Source organism: Spirosoma fluviale, from assembly GCF_900230225.1.
Classification (GTDB): domain Bacteria; phylum Bacteroidota; class Bacteroidia; order Cytophagales; family Spirosomataceae; genus Spirosoma; species Spirosoma fluviale.
In genome coordinates this window covers 118,847-134,945 of the sequence record NZ_OCNH01000010.1, presented here as the reverse complement: position 1 = coordinate 134,945, position 16,099 = coordinate 118,847, and the positions used below count along the sequence as shown (strand labels likewise).

The 16,099-nt window shown below is 51.8% G+C and carries 12 protein-coding genes; 7 read left to right on the top strand and 5 right to left on the bottom strand.

Annotation, left to right across the window (positions count from 1 at the left end):
* Positions 1-280: 280 nt before the first annotated feature.
* Positions 281-469: a hypothetical protein gene (locus CRO74_RS30695; protein ID WP_097132068.1), complete on the bottom strand. Its 189-nt coding sequence runs from the start codon at positions 467-469 to the stop codon at positions 281-283.
* A 310-nt stretch (positions 470-779) separates the two neighbouring features.
* On the bottom strand, positions 780-2,513 hold the full coding sequence (locus CRO74_RS30690; protein ID WP_097132191.1) for an Ig-like domain-containing domain: 1,734 nt from the start codon (positions 2,511-2,513) through the stop codon (positions 780-782).
* A 238-nt stretch (positions 2,514-2,751) separates the two neighbouring features.
* Here CRO74_RS30690 and CRO74_RS30685 point away from each other — a divergent pair, with 238 nt between their 5' ends.
* The 7 genes from CRO74_RS30685 to CRO74_RS30655 all read left to right on the top strand — a co-directional run bounded on the left by CRO74_RS30685 (position 2,752) and on the right by CRO74_RS30655 (position 13,563).
* On the top strand, positions 2,752-4,260 hold the full coding sequence (locus CRO74_RS30685) for a hypothetical protein (RefSeq protein WP_097132066.1): 1,509 nt from the start codon (positions 2,752-2,754) through the stop codon (positions 4,258-4,260).
* A gap of 79 nt (positions 4,261-4,339) precedes the next feature.
* A complete protein-coding gene (locus CRO74_RS30680) occupies positions 4,340-4,783 on the top strand; it encodes a hypothetical protein (protein ID WP_097132063.1) in 444 nt (147 codons plus the stop codon).
* Positions 4,784-4,925: 142 nt separating this feature from the next.
* Positions 4,926-6,416, top strand: a complete 1,491-nt coding sequence (locus tag CRO74_RS30675; RefSeq protein WP_097132060.1) for a hypothetical protein — start codon at positions 4,926-4,928, stop codon at positions 6,414-6,416.
* A gap of 7 nt (positions 6,417-6,423) precedes the next feature.
* Positions 6,424-9,858 (top strand): acetate and sugar kinases/Hsc70/actin family protein, encoded by a 3,435-nt coding sequence (locus CRO74_RS30670; protein ID WP_097132058.1) that lies wholly within the window; start codon positions 6,424-6,426, stop codon positions 9,856-9,858.
* Positions 9,859-9,957: 99 nt separating this feature from the next.
* A complete protein-coding gene (locus CRO74_RS30665; RefSeq protein WP_097132057.1) occupies positions 9,958-11,337 on the top strand; it encodes a hypothetical protein in 1,380 nt (459 codons plus the stop codon).
* Between the two features lie 26 nt (positions 11,338-11,363).
* A complete protein-coding gene (locus tag CRO74_RS30660) occupies positions 11,364-11,942 on the top strand; it encodes a retropepsin-like aspartic protease family protein (protein WP_097132054.1) in 579 nt (192 codons plus the stop codon).
* Positions 11,943-11,988: 46 nt separating this feature from the next.
* On the top strand, positions 11,989-13,563 hold the full coding sequence (locus CRO74_RS30655; RefSeq protein ID WP_097132052.1) for a WG repeat-containing protein: 1,575 nt from the start codon (positions 11,989-11,991) through the stop codon (positions 13,561-13,563).
* Positions 13,564-13,633: 70 nt separating this feature from the next.
* On the opposite strand, the gene CRO74_RS30650 is transcribed toward CRO74_RS30655, so the two are convergent.
* From CRO74_RS30650 to CRO74_RS30640, 3 genes are read right to left on the bottom strand one after another with little or no spacing between them, the layout of a single operon-like run.
* Positions 13,634-14,467, bottom strand: a complete 834-nt coding sequence (locus CRO74_RS30650) for a hypothetical protein (RefSeq protein WP_097132049.1) — start codon at positions 14,465-14,467, stop codon at positions 13,634-13,636.
* A 23-nt stretch (positions 14,468-14,490) separates the two neighbouring features.
* Complete coding sequence (locus CRO74_RS30645) at positions 14,491-15,636, bottom strand: hypothetical protein (protein ID WP_097132048.1); 1,146 nt, start codon at positions 15,634-15,636, stop codon at positions 14,491-14,493.
* Between the two features lie 5 nt (positions 15,637-15,641).
* A complete protein-coding gene (locus CRO74_RS30640; protein ID WP_097132046.1) occupies positions 15,642-15,977 on the bottom strand; it encodes a PKD domain-containing protein in 336 nt (111 codons plus the stop codon).
* Positions 15,978-16,099 lie beyond the last annotated feature (122 nt).

The window sequence follows — 16,099 nt, the reverse complement described above, 5'->3', positions numbered from 1 at the left end:
AAATTTACATGGGCTTCATAATAGAAGTTATTTCACAATTTAAGACACTAAGTAGGTTAGCTAAAATAGTTTAGGTTATTTACAGTCTCTTCAACCCCTAAATCCCCTAAAGGGGACTTGGCTCGTGCTTAAGCCAAGTCCCCTTTAGGGGATTTAGGGGTTAATCAGATTAACCTAAAGTAATTTCACACTAGTACTTAACTATCAATAACTTAATACATTTAGATGGAAGATTTCGTACGAATATCGGCTACTTCCCAATGTTGGTAACTACCCGTTGTTAATTCGATTCGTCGGGTTCCTCCTGAATTATTTTCAGCAGGGCAATAAAGCCAAGAGCGCCCATTAGCAGCATAACTAGGAAACGGGCTTGTAGTAAGCCGCGCAGTTGAAACCCGCAATTGTGAAATACAACGAAGAATACGGCCGCGAAATAGAGCACGGCAGAAAAACGAGCTAGATTTTTCATAGAGACAAAATCAATACAGGGGTAAGTAGTCCTATTAAATTGATGTAACTGTTTTTAGTAAACATCTGTTTATCAAATTATTCCGAAAAGTAGGGGTTCTTTTAGTAACTGGACAGCGCGGCTGCCGCAAAGGATTACCATAAAGATTTTTGATCTGCTTATCGGCAAAAGGATATAGGTCAAATCGGGTTTATGAACACCCCCAGGGGCGGTTGTATGCGCTAGGGGTGTACGAGTATTTCCACAAAAATCATCTGGGCAATATCCGGGCCGTGTATCGCGATTCAGCGGCATGATCAACAGACTCACGTCAAAAATCAATATCCGTCAGCTCGAAGTTCTGCTTCACCCGGATTGTCCCGTTCTCTTCGGTGCCGGGGTTATAGATAATTCGCTCGGGCTGGAGACCCTTTTGCACATTGCCGATGTCGCGCTTTCGGTTGCCATTAGCGTCGATAATCAGTCGGACACGGTATAAACCCGGTTTTAGTCGGCCGAAACTGTACGTTGGTGTTCCGTAAGCAGATCGGACTACAGTGTACTTATCGTCCAGCAATTCAACAATGAATTTATTTCCGGCAGCTCCCGTAGTGGCCGGGTTGACACGCCCCGCAATGAGGCCGTAGCTATCTTCTTCGGCAATGGTGTAGCGGGCCGAATAGCGGGCGAGCGTGTCGCCCTGAACACTGATGAACGCCCCTTTTTGCAGCCGAAACAGCAGCGTATCTTTCAGGTTTGTTTTCTGTCTGATAACCAGACGGGAATTGTTATTCGTCCAGGTCAGGTTGGCGGAGGTAAGTGTAAAGGGTTTCGTACTGTCGGGGCCGATGATGATCCGTTCGGTTTTGTAGGTAAAAACTGGTTTACTGAAGACCAGCGTAAACTCCAGATTATTGTCAATCGGTTCGTTCGATGGCGGGCTTACCTGCACTGTCAGCGGGCTTCGGTTTTTGGCTTTCGTTTTAAGAGGAGAGAAATAAATTCGCTCTCTCAGCTCCGTCACGTTTCCCACCGAATCCTCGGCCACAATGGTCAGGTGCAGGGTATCATCGGCAGCCCGGTTGGCAGGGCGAAAAAGACGAATCATTTTAGGCGTCTCCAAAAATGAAATCAGCGTATCGCCTTTGCTTGCTCCCGTCGATGCAACCGGTGCTGTTGTAGCAGGTGTAGCCGTTGCCGACGTGGACACGGCCGTCGTGGATACGGCAGACGTGGACACGGGTTTACCATATCGCAGTTTGTAGCTGGCAATGCCGCTACTGAGTTCGAGTCCGAGCGTTTCGTCGGTGCGCTCCCGCCGACTGATTCGGGGTTTCCCATAGCCGCGAAAGGCTACCAGATCAATGCCCGTATAGTTTCGAGTCAGGTTTAGGACGCTATCCCGGAAAGCGATTCGCTCGCCCGGCGTATTATTTACCAGATTCAAATCTTTATCGTCGAAACCATACACTTTATAGGGTCCGGCTTTTACGTTTTCAATGCGGTAATTGCCGCTGCTGTCCGTGCGGGCAAAGTACTGCGGGCGTTTTCGGTTGATGGGCAAGGTATCCGTCGCAGCAAACAGGCCCACCACAAAACCGAGCAATGGCTCGCGGCTTTCATCGTCCACCACATTGCCCGTTAGGTAAAGTGAGTCGATAACAGGGCCCGTACTAAATACTACTTTGGTATTTTTGGCAATGTTTCGTTCGGTAATATCTTTGATGCCATCGGCAAAGTCAATTGTGTAGGTCGTATTTGGCAGAAATGGCTTGTTGAAACTCAACCGGATACCGAGGGGCAGCGACTTCACGATAAACGTATTACTATCCTGGGGCGTAATCGTTATTTTCTGCTGAAGATTCTCACTGTTGACGTACTCATCGAATTCCAGTTCAACGGTTTTGCCGGTATAATTCAATTGGCGGGGGGTAGGCATACTGCTTACCAGTTTTGGTGCCAGCGTATCTTTCTTACCACCCGGTGGTTGAGCTACCTGCGCACAGTTTTGAAGCAGAATCGGAAGAATTAGTAAACAACTCAGGACAAGGTGACGAAACGACATGTTTTTAGATTCAAAAATCATTACAAAGGTAAACGTCCGTTCATCGTTAATCCGTACCGATTGACATAAAATGGGCCTTGGCTTCGTTACGTTCTATAGTAATTTAAGAAAATTTAAGGCCACTTGCGCCAATGACAGGTTAGCCTGAATAAGGATTTCTAATTTTGGGCCTTTTATAGACCCCCGTTATGTGTGATTAGGCATTTACCTGGCAGCCTGCTAAACTTTACTACCATTCATGATTCATACCCGTTTTTGTTTGTTGTCTCTTCTTGTTTTATCCATTGGCGGATTGGCTGGCTGTTCCAGTCCCGTCGATAAACTAGACGAACAGATCAGTAGTGCACTGGAGAATGACAACACCATTGACGTGACCGAAGCCGATGCCCTGCGCGTCTTTGTTTCGCAGGAAAGCAAGACGCTTGGCGATGACAAAAAAACGGCAGCCCTGCTAACGCCCGACGGTAAAATTGACGAATCGGCGCTGGCGGCTTACATCAAACGCAACCGGACATACCGAAAGCTGGCGAAAGACGGCAAAACGCCAACGATGTCTTTATCAGGAGCTGTAGCGTCCAGTAAACCCCTGCGCCTGAAAGTATACCTCGAAGCCAGCGGCAGCATGTTTCCCTACGACGCTCCCGGCGGAAATGGTGCCTTTAAACGGACACTTAACGATGTGCTGACCCAGTTCGATGCCATAAACCCCGGTCAGGGCAAGCTCTTCGTGGTGAACACGGAAATCAACGATCTGGGCCTTACGCTGCCCCAGTTCTTCAAACAGAAAGACATCTTTACAGTTGCGAAAACGAAAGGCAAAACCAGCAGCACCGACTTCGAAGGCATTTTCAGCGATATACTGCGAAATACGTCCGGCGATGATCTGAGCATACTGGTTTCAGATCTGATCTACTCCGATCCAAGTCTGGCAGGAATGAGCGCCCAGAAAACACTCGACGCGGCCAGTTCCCTGCTGACAACAGTTTTCAATCCCTACGCCAGTACCCATTCGATGCTGGTTATTAAGCTCAAATCCGACTTCGACGGTACGTACTACAGCTGGAACAATGCGAAGAAGAAATACACCGGCGAGCGTCCTTATTACCTCTGCCTGATTGGGCGCAACGAAACCATGCATCGGCTGTATCAGGATCAAACGTACCAGACTATCCGCCGATTCGACCAGTTGCCCGGCTATACCGACTCCTGGTTCTTTGGCCGGGATACCAAAGACGTTACCCCCTTTTACAGCATTCTGGTGAACGACCCCGCCCGCAAAGGTCGGTTCAAGCGTTCTGACGAAGAGGTCCGCAGTCATGCCAAAGCCATTCATGGACTGGAAGACATACAACCCGACGTTACCGACAAAAGCCTGACGATTCCAATAGCCGTCGACTTATCGGCGCTGAGGCTGCCCACGTCGTTATTGACCGATGCCAGTCAGTATGTCGTTGACGGTAAAGACAACTTCAAGGTATCGGCGGTACAAGCTTATTCCGGGGCCAATGGTACCACCCACAAAGTATTGTTGACAACCGAAAAACCAGCCCGTGGGGAGCGAACGGCCACCATTCGGTTGCGTCGCCAGTTTCCGCCCCGCTGGATCGCCAACACCAACACAACCAACGATGCCTCGCCGGATGCCAATTCAACCTTTGGTATTCAAAACCTGCTGCAAGGCGTCGAGCGCGCCTACAACCCTAACAACCAAACCGAATATTTCACGCTGACAATTAATTTAGAATGATTGAATGCGTCAATGAGAGAATAAGTGTATGCGTTACTTATTCTCTCATTGACGCATTCAATCATTCACTCATTGACCTATGGAAGAATCACTTTATAACTTTTACAATCTGTTCGTTAACGGCAGCCTGCTCGAAGATCTTTACCAGGAAGAACTGCTTTCTCCGCTGACCTGGACGGCCATTGGCTTGGCTTTTCTTGTCGCCTTTGCTTTCTACATCTGGCCATTTAACAAGGTAAGTTTTAGTGGCATGGGTAGCTGGCTGCTGATGATGGGCGTTAGTGCCCTGATACTTTTCGTCATTACGCTCGTTACCTGCTACCAGAAAGCCAATCAGGAAATTGCCCGCGACGAAGCCGACCCCGACCAGGGCACCCTCTTCGATCAGGGCGTCAGTGTATTTCTCAGTTATGCCTTCGAGATGGCGCTGCTAACGGCCCTTATTTTCTTTATCATCTCGATGGTGCTGAAAAATTTCAGTAAAAACGCCAAACATCGGCCCATGCTGTGGCCATCGAAATAATTTACCGTAGAGACGCAACCTTTTGCGTCTCCTGACAGGATGGTTTTGGCGTCTCCTGACCGGATAGTTCTGTGTGGTGCGATTTATTGCTGACGCGGCTGAGACGCGAAGGGTCGCGTCTCTACAAGAAAAAACAAAAAATATGGCTAAATTATTTGTATTCGCCATTGGCGGAACCGGCTCGCGGGTGCTGAAAGCCCTCACGTTTTTGCTGGCGTCGGGCGTGAAACTCAACAATACGGACGAGGTTATCCCCATTGTGCTGGACCCCCACGCCACCAACGACGACCTCCTGAGAACCAAGGATCTGCTGCGTGAATACGGCAACATCCGGGCGGGTTTACAGACGAAACCAACGTCGGGATTCTTCAGTACCGAGATTAAAACCCTCAACCGGTCCATTGGTGGCAATGCTACCATTGCGGATACCTACGTCTTTGAATTACAAGGCGTTCAGCAGGAGAAATTCCGGGATTATATTAATTACGAAGGCCTCGACGGCCCCAGTAAAGCCTTTGCCAGTTTGCTATTTTCGGAAGAAAATCTGGAAACCAAGATGGACATTGGCTTCGTTGGCAATCCCAATATTGGCAGTACGGTACTCAATCAGTTCCGCTATTCCGATGTGTTCCAGGCCTTCGCCGAGAACTTTGGTGCCAACGACCGGATATTCATCGTCAGTTCCATTTTTGGCGGTACGGGAGCAGCTGGCTTTCCCATCCTTCTCAAAAATATCCGGGGCGCTCAGGCCATCGGCCAGATACCGAATCCGGCGTTTCTGACCAACGCTAAAATCGGGGCCGTAACGGTGATGCCCTATTTTAGCCTGACCACCAATGAGAATAAACTTATCGACCCGGCTTCGTTCATTGCCAAAACCAAAGCCGCGCTGAATTATTACCAGAAAGGCGTTAACCCTTCGGTCAACGCGCTTTATTACATCGGCGACGATCAGACGAAAGCCTACACCTACGACCCCGGCGCGGGTGGACAGAAAAACGAAGCGCACTTTGTGGAAATGGCATCGGCACTGGCCATTGTCGACTTTATGAATACCGACGATAGTAGTCTGGCCGTTGCCAACGGACGACCCACCAACCCGGTTTACAAGGAGTTCGGGATCGAGCAGGATGGCATCAGTATCCAGTTGGGCAACCTGGCCGGGGCCACGAAGCAACTGATTAATTTGCCCCTCTCTAAAATGGCTTTGTTCAGCACTTACCTGAGCCAGCGCCTGCGTCAGGCGGCCGGAACGGTGCAGTGGTCGAAGGGAAATCCTCAAATTTCCACCTCCTTTCTGAACTCAGGCTTTTTCAACAGCGTCAAAAATTTCGATACAGCCTTCCGGCAATGGCTGACAGAAATGCGGCAAAATAAACGGTCGTTTGAGCCATTCCTGCTCGATGCGGCCAACCTGGGCCATACCGTCCGGGGCTTTGAGCCGAAAAAGAAAGGGATTTTCGGGGGCGAGTCGGATGTGAAACTCGACATTGTCGATGACCTTGACCAGACACTCAACAAAACCGCCGAAGGCAAAGCCTATGGCACCGAAGCGGATAAATTTATACAGTTATTTTCGGAAGGTACCGAGCGGTTCGTGCGCGAGCGGCTCCCGAAAGTGATGGATTATTAGCAAAAACATGCCAACAACATTCAGTTTACATAACCCTACTCCCGGCCTGCACTGGTACGTTAGTAAGCCCCTCGGTACCGACCAGATTGCGGCCATTCGTGACCCGCAGGGTGGTCAGACGGTGAAGCAGCCAACGTCCATTCCAAGCCCGTTTGCCCGGATGGACCTGGTGCGGTCGGCTTTTCTGAACCTGTCGCTCAAACCCGACCTCAGCGGCACCAGTAACGACCAGCGCATTGTATCGGACTGCCTGGATGTGGGTCAGCTCTTTTTCAATTACGACAAGCTCAAAACGTTTGTTACCATTACCCCGTTCGACATTCGCACGGACCTTACCCGTTTGCAGCAGTCGAACAGCCTGGGACATAAACGGCTTGGCGATGCCTTAAAGCTGTTTCTTGATCAGGATGCAGCCGAGTACAATTTCAACCAGATTAACCGGCTGTTTGTGCTGAGTTACCGGGGGCGGGTTGTGGGTGGCACATCGCCAAAAACGCTGTTCTTTAGTTCGGGAAATGACCTGAGCTGGGTTGATGTTACGATGGGGAACGACCGGCTATTCGACTCGTCGGTTTGCCCGTTGCATGAGCGTGACATTGAATACCAGAAGTTCTGGTACGCTATTAAACTGTTCATGCCCAACTTCCGCGACCGGTTCCGCGAAGTAGACGATTACCTGAATCGCAGCCGGGCACTCCTGCAACAGCAGAACCCGACCATGTTCTACGAACACATCGAATCGCATAACGGTCAGCCGCTGTTGACGCGCGAGCAGTTCGATCAGGATTTCGACGAACTGACCACCGGTCCCGGCGATGTCGTCGAGGTGCTGGGCTTCCCGCTGCGCAAGAAGAAATCAGATGCCCGCGCCATCGACAAGGTGAGTGACTTCATTATTAAGTCCGATAAATACGCTCGTCTAAATCCCAGCCAGCCGCGTCCTATGGCGCTGCAAAACCGCTTTTTCCGGCAGTTTACGTACGTACCGCAGGCGCAGTGGAACTCAAATATACCCGTTCCCTACTACGCCCGCGAGTCATGGCGTGAGAACCAGCGGCCTTTGCCGGGTCAGCCGGGCAACTACCCCTGGCTGACGGTCAGCGATTTTCTGGAGCCGTACCTCATCCGGTTGCCCTTCCCAACCGACCGGGGCCGATTCTTCGACGGCAACCTGCAAACGTCGGCTATCGAAAAGGGATTTCTGTTGCCGCTCAAGAAAGACTTCTTCGACTTCTTCGACGTTGATGATTTGCTAACGGGGCGCGTCCGGCTGAAAATGACTCCACAGGCTGGCGGCATCAACGTTACCCTCGATATTCCCGTTACAGCCCCTAACCAGCCGGGCAACCAGTTTATCACCTTCGAACGCTTGTACAGTCAAACCGTTGGGACGTCCAATGCACCCAATGAACTGACGAACGAAGGGATCATTGTCGAAAACTCATTCACGGTCAACATTTATCCGTTTGTTCGTTCCGGTTCGGTCACTGTCCCCGCCGATTACCGCGTTCAATTGATCGAGTCTGGTTTCGACAGCCAGAACCAGTATGATCTGACCTATTTCCGGCAGCAGACCAATACCGAAGTGACGGTCGAATCGAAACACCAGCGCACCGTTCGCCAGCAAAATACCGACGGATCGAGCGTGTACTATGTTTTGCGCGAAGAATTCGACTACCTGCAAACGCACATCCGTGGCGATGGTCGCGATATGCACGGCGTACTCATTCCCCGCTGGCAGGAGTACAATGGCGGCAGCAAACAGTTCGAGTTTTCGGTGGATTTTGGGACGACCAACACCCACGTCGAATATAAAGTTGATGGCAGTTCGCCCCGGCCGTTCGATGTGGCCGAGCTAACTCCGCAGGTGGCCACGCTGGTGGCTCCGGCTCAGTACAACCCGGCCTTGTTCGAGTTGTTCCTGCTGTACGATCTGGAGTTCGTTCCGCCAACCATCGGCCCCGGCCGCCCCGATAACTTCCCGACGCGCACGGCCATTGCCGAGCCCATGAATTTAAGCTTCAACCAGCAAACCCAGGCCCTGGCCGACTTCAATATTCCATTCTATGTGGAGCGGCAACCGGCCGGTTCCAACCGCATAACGACCAACCTGAAGTGGGCTAAAACCAGCGACCAGACCGAACGACGCGTAGAAGCGTTTCTGGAAGAGTTGCTGATGCTCATCAAGAACAAAGTTCTGACCGAAGGCGGAAATCTGGCCCAGACAACCGTGTACTGGTTCTTTCCGGCCAGCATGACACCGGGGCGAGTGAGCCAACTCCGCGCCGACTGGCAGCAGCTTTACGACCGCTACATTGGTGGGTCGGCCGGGCGGCTGCGCGAAGTATCGGAGTCGGTGGCACCGTTCTACTATTACAAACAGAACCCAACGTTGAGCGCATCGGCCCGGCCCGTGATCAACGTCGATATTGGCGGTGGTACGTCGGACGTGGTGGTGTACGAGCGCAACGAACCCAAGTTGCTGACGTCCTTCCGGTTTGCGGGGAATGCCATTTATGGCGATGCCTTCAGCGAATACGGTGCTGCCAGCCACAACGGGTTTATCCGCAAATATGCCGATCGAATACAGACGCTGCTCGACAGCCAGAGTCTTGGCAACCTGAGCGACAACAACCGGCGAATGCTGGATACAAACCGCTCGGAAGACATCATGGCTTTCTGGTTCTCCATTGAGAAGAGCAACGATGTAAAAGCCAAAAACATGCTGTCGTTCAATGGTATGCTTGCTAAAGACGAAGACCTGAAAATAGTGTTTGTGCTGTTCTACACGGCCTTACTGTACCACGTTGCCCGGCTCATGAAACACCGGGGCATTGGTTTGCCGGGGGCCATCACCTTCAGCGGTACGGGCTCGAAAGTGCTGACAATTATCAGCGCCGACGACCAGATGCTAGGGAAGCTGGCGCGGGCAATTTTTGAGAAAGTGTACGATAAAACCTACGATACCAGTGGCTTAACGTTGTTCTACGAGCGCAAAGGACCGAAAGAGGTTACCTGCAAAGGTGCCCTGATGCAACCGGCCAACAACCGCCCGGTCGATACGGAAGCGATCAGCTATGTGTATCCGGCCACGTTCAACGACGAGTTTGAGTCGCTTACTTACGCCGACCTGCGGAAACCGGAAGTGGTCGAGTCATTGCTAAAGGAAACCAACGAGTTTATTGACTTCTTCTTTGCCATCAACCAGCAATTCAGCTTCGTCAGGAACCTCAACGTGTCGTCGCGGTCGCTGGTTGTTGCCCAGCAGGAACTACGGACGCATCTGGATACGTCGCTCATGGACGGCATCCAGCGCAAAGAGGGCGATGTTGTGGCAGAATACAGCGGCATGACGGATGCACTGGGGGCACCTATTGAAGAAACGTTGTTTTTCTACCCGCTCATTGGCGCGATTAATAAACTGGCAAACGCGCTGGCATAATACTGGTACCGTCGGGCTGCTCCCGTTAGCCCGGCGGTGCCCTTCTGTCTTGTACAACTCATTCATTTTACACAACCGGGCCAGTGGCCCGGTACGACAATGAACCTATTAAAATGTACGTTTCGAACGACAGTTGTTCTACTCGCGTCGGCTTCGCTCAGCTTCGCCCAGAATGCGAATCAGGCGGCTGTTGATACTCTGACGAAAGATGTGGCTATTGCGGTCTTCGCGAAGATAAGCCAGCCCAAAGCCCAGGAAATTTACGCTCAGTTGCTCGCCTGTGACGACGGCTGCGACCCGCAACAGGTAATCCGGGGAGTTGGCAGCTGGGATCAGGTAGGTGCCAAGATGCAGGAACTGAGCGAACTGAAAAACACCGCTCGTTTTGTAAGCCTTCCACCCGAAGAAGCCAATGTGGCCATCCGAAGGCAACTGGCGATATTCTACGAAAAATACAAACGCGATAAGAATTACGGGACGCCCTTGAGCCCGGACGTACAGGCGCGGATTCTAGCCAAAATTGACGCTATTCTTCCCCCTGCCGAACCTCAACAGGCAACGGCTCCGGCCAAAAGCCCCTCCACGGCTGCGCAAACTGCCGTGGAGGAAGAAACGAGTATAACACCCGCTACGCTCCAGCTGAGTCAGTTGGAACGTCAGGCAAAAGAAGCGGAGAAAAAGCAACTCTGGATGCTGCTTCTGGGGGCCGTTGGTGGCTTGATTTTAGGAGCCGGTGCCGTTTATCTACTGGCCTACCGTGGAGCGCAAAATGAAGTAGACAGGCTACTTAGAGAAAACAAAAAGCTAAGTAAGGAGAATGACGGGCTACGAAATAAACCCGTCAATGAGCCCAGGAAGCCACAAAGTGATGTTGTGCAGAAGGCCAGCGCCTTCGACGCCATCGTGACTGAGTTAGGCACAGACAACCCATTGGCGGCTATTCGGCAACTAACCAGACAGCCAAACTCGCCCGGTACCAGCCCGGCCCCTAAAGTAGTTCCCCGAGCCCGCCAGAGTGAGTCGGTCGTTGAGCCGACCCCACCCCGGCCTACACCTGTCCAAAAACAGGCGGTTAATGAACAGGCACCTGCGCCAACACCGGTTCCTGCGCCAATAGCTGTTCCTACACCCGTACCTGCTCCACAACCCGCTCGCTCAGTGGTGTTTTACTTTCCCCCACCCGATCCAAACGGGCAGTTCGACAGCCAGCACAAAGCTGATTCCCTCTCCCCCGAATCCGCTTATCGGTTCAGCATCGACGCCAAAAATCCATCCCTGGCGACCTTTCGGTTCGAAGCGGAGCCGGGTCGGGTGGCACGTTTCCTTACGTATCGAAATTACATGATTGAGCCCGCCTGCGACAGCGAAAACAGTTATATGACCTCACACACCCGCATCAGCATGCGTCGGGACGGTGAGGCCGTACTGGAGAACGGCTCGTGGCGCGTAAAAACAAAAGCGCTGATCCGGTACGAATAAGGCCTTATAGTGTTATCTCAACAAGCATGAAAAAACTACTCATCCTCTTACTCCTTCTCGGCAACCTGCTTTACCTGGCGGGCTGTTCGGGATGCTCGCGGTCGGGTAGTCATCAGCCACGCCGAAGCAAACGCAACAGCACCGCCAAAACGGAGAAACAACCGGCAGAAACACCCCCCGACACCAACCGGCAACCCACACTTACAAAAATGGGCAGCGGCCCTACTGAGGTGACCATGAGCAAAGAAAACGGCGTTTATACCGTCCCCGTTATTGTGAATGGAACACGTATGAAGTTTATCCTGGATACCGGCGCCAGCCTGATTTCCATATCGGCCACCGAAGCCGAATTTATGATGAAGCAGGGTACCATTACAGACGATGACGTTGTAGGGCAAGCCCGCTTTCAGAATGCCAACGGCGACATATCGCCCGGCGCTATTATTCGGCTCAAATCGGTACAGATTGGCAACCGGGTGCTCGAAAATGTCAACGCCAATGTAGTGAGAACGGCCAAGGCACCCTTGCTGCTCGGCCAGTCGGCGTTATCACAGTTCGGTAAAATTTCAGTAGATTATCGACGTAATGTTGTGACGTTCGATTGAAATTCGGTGTTTTACACAATTATAGCATTAAGCCCGTCTTTCCTCCATGACCGAAACCGAACTCACCGATCGACTTCGTGAAGCTATCGTGCTTTATGGCCCTGATGTTTGGCGTACTAATGGCTACCTTAAAGACGCCCCGAAAGCGGGCTTATCGGAGGATGAGGCCATCAAACGCGCCAGTGATGTAAATCAGGAAGTTGCCAACAATAGTCTATTGTTTCAGAGTATACAGACGCGCATTGCCCGGCTAACCGTGCCATCGCGAAGCCAGTACATCGAACAGGACATAAATCAGATTATCAACGCAGCCGCTTCGTTGAAGTTATCGCCCGATTTTGTCAAAAATCGATGGATACCCACGGTATTGCAACGACTGGAGGTGGCTTCGAAACCAATACGCACCGAACCCATTGTTGTACCTGCTCCCAAACCCGTTGAAACACCCACGTTTGAGGAACTCATTGATCGAAAACCCGAGCCACCCAAGGCCGTTATTCCTGAACCAGCGGTAACCCAACCGGCACCTGTCGTTCCTCCCGTTAAGGCCGGACCGGCGGTTACGAAACCGGCTCCGGCGGTGGCCCCTCAACCAGCTATAGCCAAACCGACTCCGTCTATTCCAGTTCCTGATCCCGTTGTAACCAGACAGGCTCCTTCTCCAGTTAATCGATCTACCACTACCAGACCGGCCCCCGTAGTTGCATCACCAACGCCTGCGCCAACGCGGTCAGTAACCCCACCGCAACCGGCTGCAACGGAAAAAATCCCGGAGCGCCCTCCGGTTGTTCGGTCGTTTACAGCCACACCAGGCCGTGTCCGGAAGGGCCAGCCCGTTACGCTGGCCTGGTCGGTAGACAACCTGCTGGCGGTTACGATCGATGATTTGGGAGAAGGACTTTCGCCCGTTAACCGGGGTTGGGTGAAACCAACGAAAACGACAGACTACACCCTTTTCGACGCCAATAACAATCCCTTAAGTACCGTTCGGGTGGTGGTTATCGAGCCGGACCGAAGCGGCATCTACGGCGTTTTGTTTGCGCTGGCCTTACTGGCTGGCATTTACTGGTACATTAAACGAAATAATTCGCAGGCACCGGACGATGAACCAAAGGCCAGAATGGAACAGAAAACGGACTCTTCATCGGGCAAACGCAAAAGTCGCAAACGAAGTATAAATCAGGAACAAGCGCAAAAGCCAATAGAAGTCAGTCCGGATGAAGAGACCTATATACCACCAGACATGATCGATAAGTCTGACGTCGCCATTGTGGAGAAGCCTAAAAAAGCAGACCCGCCTGTCATCAGGAAACAACCAAAGGAAGAGATAGCCTCGTCAGAACCTGAGCCCAAACCCGCCACGCCCGCCGACGCCCGGCAGGGAAAATACAAGGAAGCTTTTGGGGATAAACCCTACGACAAAGTGGAGCTGGGCACCGACGAACGGGGCTGGCGTCGTGCCCGGAGCCAGGGTCGCTGGGGGTTTATAAACGAACAGGACGAATGGGTGATCAAACCCGAATTTGAAGCCGTTACACCCTTTCGGGGCAACACCGCTGCCGTATTCCAGAACGGACAACTCATGACGATCAACCGGCAGGGCGAGCAGGTTAAGAATTAAGTTGTGAAATGGGGAGGGATGATTAAACGCCATATTTCTAACATATGGCGTTTAATCATCCCTCCCCATTTCACAACCCCAGCGTAACGGTCAACTTCTGAAATGCGGTCCAATAAGCCGAGGACGTGAAGCCAATGCCATTTCCTGGAAGAACCTTGACCGGATATGGACTGTTGCGGATTTCCTGCGCATTGATGTAAAAATGCAGGGAATTTCCACGTCGCTGAATGGTGAGTCGATTTCGGTTTTTCTCCACCGATACCCCTGGTGCCATAAAATCGGCGGGCATGTAATCGCTGAATGTTCGGCCATTGGTTACCCGAACTACGGCTACTTCGCCTTTTTCATTCAGCATGAAGGCGTTGTAATTGAGTGAATCCCGAACACCAAACAACAGGCCACCCGCCGGTACCTGTCCCGAATCGGCTAACATATCCATTTTAATCGTGTATTGGTCCGCAGCATTCAGGTTGATCTCATTGGGTAGCTCAACTGTACTGAACGATAGCTGCTGCGTATTGGCCACCCGCTTACGGATGCTATATTGCCCTAAACCAACCTGGTAATAATAGTCGCCCTGGTTGCCTGCTCGCCAGCCATTGCGATTAGTCGCAAAATCGCCCGTAAAGGCGGGCCTGAATTCAGCTGTTCCCGTTGTTAATGGACTTCTGCCGGTTACTGGCTGAATTCGCTCGGCAACTGTCGTAGTAGAACTCTGAGTCGGCGTTACGGCTTCCGTTCGAGCCTGTTCCGGCGGCTTAACAGGCGGGAGTGGTTTGAGTGTCACGTGCTGCCACTCGCTGGAAGCCGAGAAAATAGCGGTTTTAGGCCGTCGACCCGCCGACTGGGCAAACGTGTCTATGAAAAACAGGGCCGTAAAACCAATAATCAGAACTAAGCGCATAAATAAAACGGGACAAAAATTAATTAGAATGAATACCGCACTACCGCCGTTGGCTGGCCTGCCTGAAGGCCGGGTCGAAGCATCAGACTTTTAAAACGTTTTGCTTCTTTCTGTATCTGACTGTTACGCAGTCCTTTAATAAACGTTAGCACGACATCGGCAGCGGCCACAACGAGGGCACCCCGTGTAGCCAGAAAATACCGCTGATGATGGCCATTGGCCGTTTGGTAATACGGCTCGCCCGCTTCCCTGTTTTTCTGCTGCTCGTAAATAGCATAGGCATCCTGCGACTTCGTGCGCTCCATAAACCCGTAAATAAGCAAACCATAAACACCAACTGTTACCAATGGGCGCAGGCCTATTTTGGACTTAGGTGTCTGGACAAAGATATTACCAACACCCGGCGCAACCGCCGAAAGCAATGCCCACGCCGGTCCTTTATAAGGTATCTTCTGAAGCTTACCATCACCGGCGGGTACAAGTGTCTCTGTTTCTACGGCCTGACTGGCTGGTTTTTTCGGCGGATCCGCTTCCTGGGCGACGGGTGCAGTAACCACTGCCGGTGCCGATTGGACTACCGGCGCAATGGTGTCGGCAGAAAAAATGGATGGTTTGGCGCGCCCGGCGCTTTTTTGCGGGGAGAGCGGTTCGGATGCTACGCGCACGGGGGGCTTTTCGCTAACCGGAATAGGCTCAGCTTTAGCAACGGGTTTGGCGGGTACCACTTCGGGGCGTGCCTCTGTTAGTACGGGAGTCGTTACCACCACTTTTGGCGCGGCCGGCGGCTCCTTTGTAGCAGGCGGAGGAGTCGAGGCTATTGGATTCCCTGACGCGCTAATCCGCGCTTTCACCAGGACCCTCGCCTGAATATCTTCATTGAGTGAATACCCATTGGCCAGAGCCTCCCAAACAATACGATGGTCGGAACCGGCCGTAAGCCGTGTCCCAACATCGCCACTGACATATTGGGGCAAAATTCGTAATGTACCGCGCAGGCGACTACGCACGTCAAGAAAAACAGAATCCCCGGATCGGGTATTTAACAGATCGTAAAACACCTCAATCCGGGACGAGTCCGCGACCCGTATCCGAACATTGCGTACACGCTCCTGGGCCAGGCCCGACCCGGCTAAGGATACACAGGCTATTAAGAGTAAAAGTTGGCGCATAATAATTAGTTAGTGACGGTGATTTTACGGGTGGTCGTAAACGTATCATCGCACGAATTAACGAGAACAAGGGTGACGGTATAGGCTCCCGCCTTTTCGTAATTGTAGGTAACACGCGTACCAACCCGGTTTTTACCCTTGCCATCGCCGGGGTCCCAGCCTACTATGCCAATATCACCCTGCGGATTATCGAGAAAAAAGGTAACGTCCAATCGGTCGGAGGTGAAGCCAATACCCGCCGTGGGCTTGGCACAGACCGGGAAGTTTTTCTTCGCCAGATCAAACGGCTCACAAGCGACCGAAGCCACAATAAGCAGTAATAAACTCAAACGTTTTAGCATAAAAGCTATCTGAAATGTAACAAAGTGAACAATAGTTACGTAACTAATACTGAATCATATAGCCGAAAAACGTTTCCAGGATTCATTTTTGTGGATGAGGAAGCTGAACATTTTTCGTAAAT

Coding starts and splice junctions, on each gene's coding strand:
- CRO74_RS30660 (WP_097132054.1), top strand. CDS start 11,364: ATGAAAAAACTACTCATCCTCTTACTCCTTCTCGGCAACCTGCTTTAC.
- CRO74_RS30640 (WP_097132046.1), bottom strand. CDS start 15,977: ATGCTAAAACGTTTGAGTTTATTACTGCTTATTGTGGCTTCGGTCGCT.
- CRO74_RS30680 (WP_097132063.1), top strand. CDS start 4,340: ATGGAAGAATCACTTTATAACTTTTACAATCTGTTCGTTAACGGCAGC.
- CRO74_RS30650 (WP_097132049.1), bottom strand. CDS start 14,467: ATGCGCTTAGTTCTGATTATTGGTTTTACGGCCCTGTTTTTCATAGAC.
- CRO74_RS30690 (WP_097132191.1), bottom strand. CDS start 2,513: ATGTCGTTTCGTCACCTTGTCCTGAGTTGTTTACTAATTCTTCCGATT.
- CRO74_RS30645 (WP_097132048.1), bottom strand. CDS start 15,636: ATGCGCCAACTTTTACTCTTAATAGCCTGTGTATCCTTAGCCGGGTCG.
- CRO74_RS30685 (WP_097132066.1), top strand. CDS start 2,752: ATGATTCATACCCGTTTTTGTTTGTTGTCTCTTCTTGTTTTATCCATT.
- CRO74_RS30655 (WP_097132052.1), top strand. CDS start 11,989: ATGACCGAAACCGAACTCACCGATCGACTTCGTGAAGCTATCGTGCTT.
- CRO74_RS30675 (WP_097132060.1), top strand. CDS start 4,926: ATGGCTAAATTATTTGTATTCGCCATTGGCGGAACCGGCTCGCGGGTG.
- CRO74_RS30695 (WP_097132068.1), bottom strand. CDS start 469: ATGAAAAATCTAGCTCGTTTTTCTGCCGTGCTCTATTTCGCGGCCGTA.
- CRO74_RS30665 (WP_097132057.1), top strand. CDS start 9,958: ATGAACCTATTAAAATGTACGTTTCGAACGACAGTTGTTCTACTCGCG.
- CRO74_RS30670 (WP_097132058.1), top strand. CDS start 6,424: ATGCCAACAACATTCAGTTTACATAACCCTACTCCCGGCCTGCACTGG.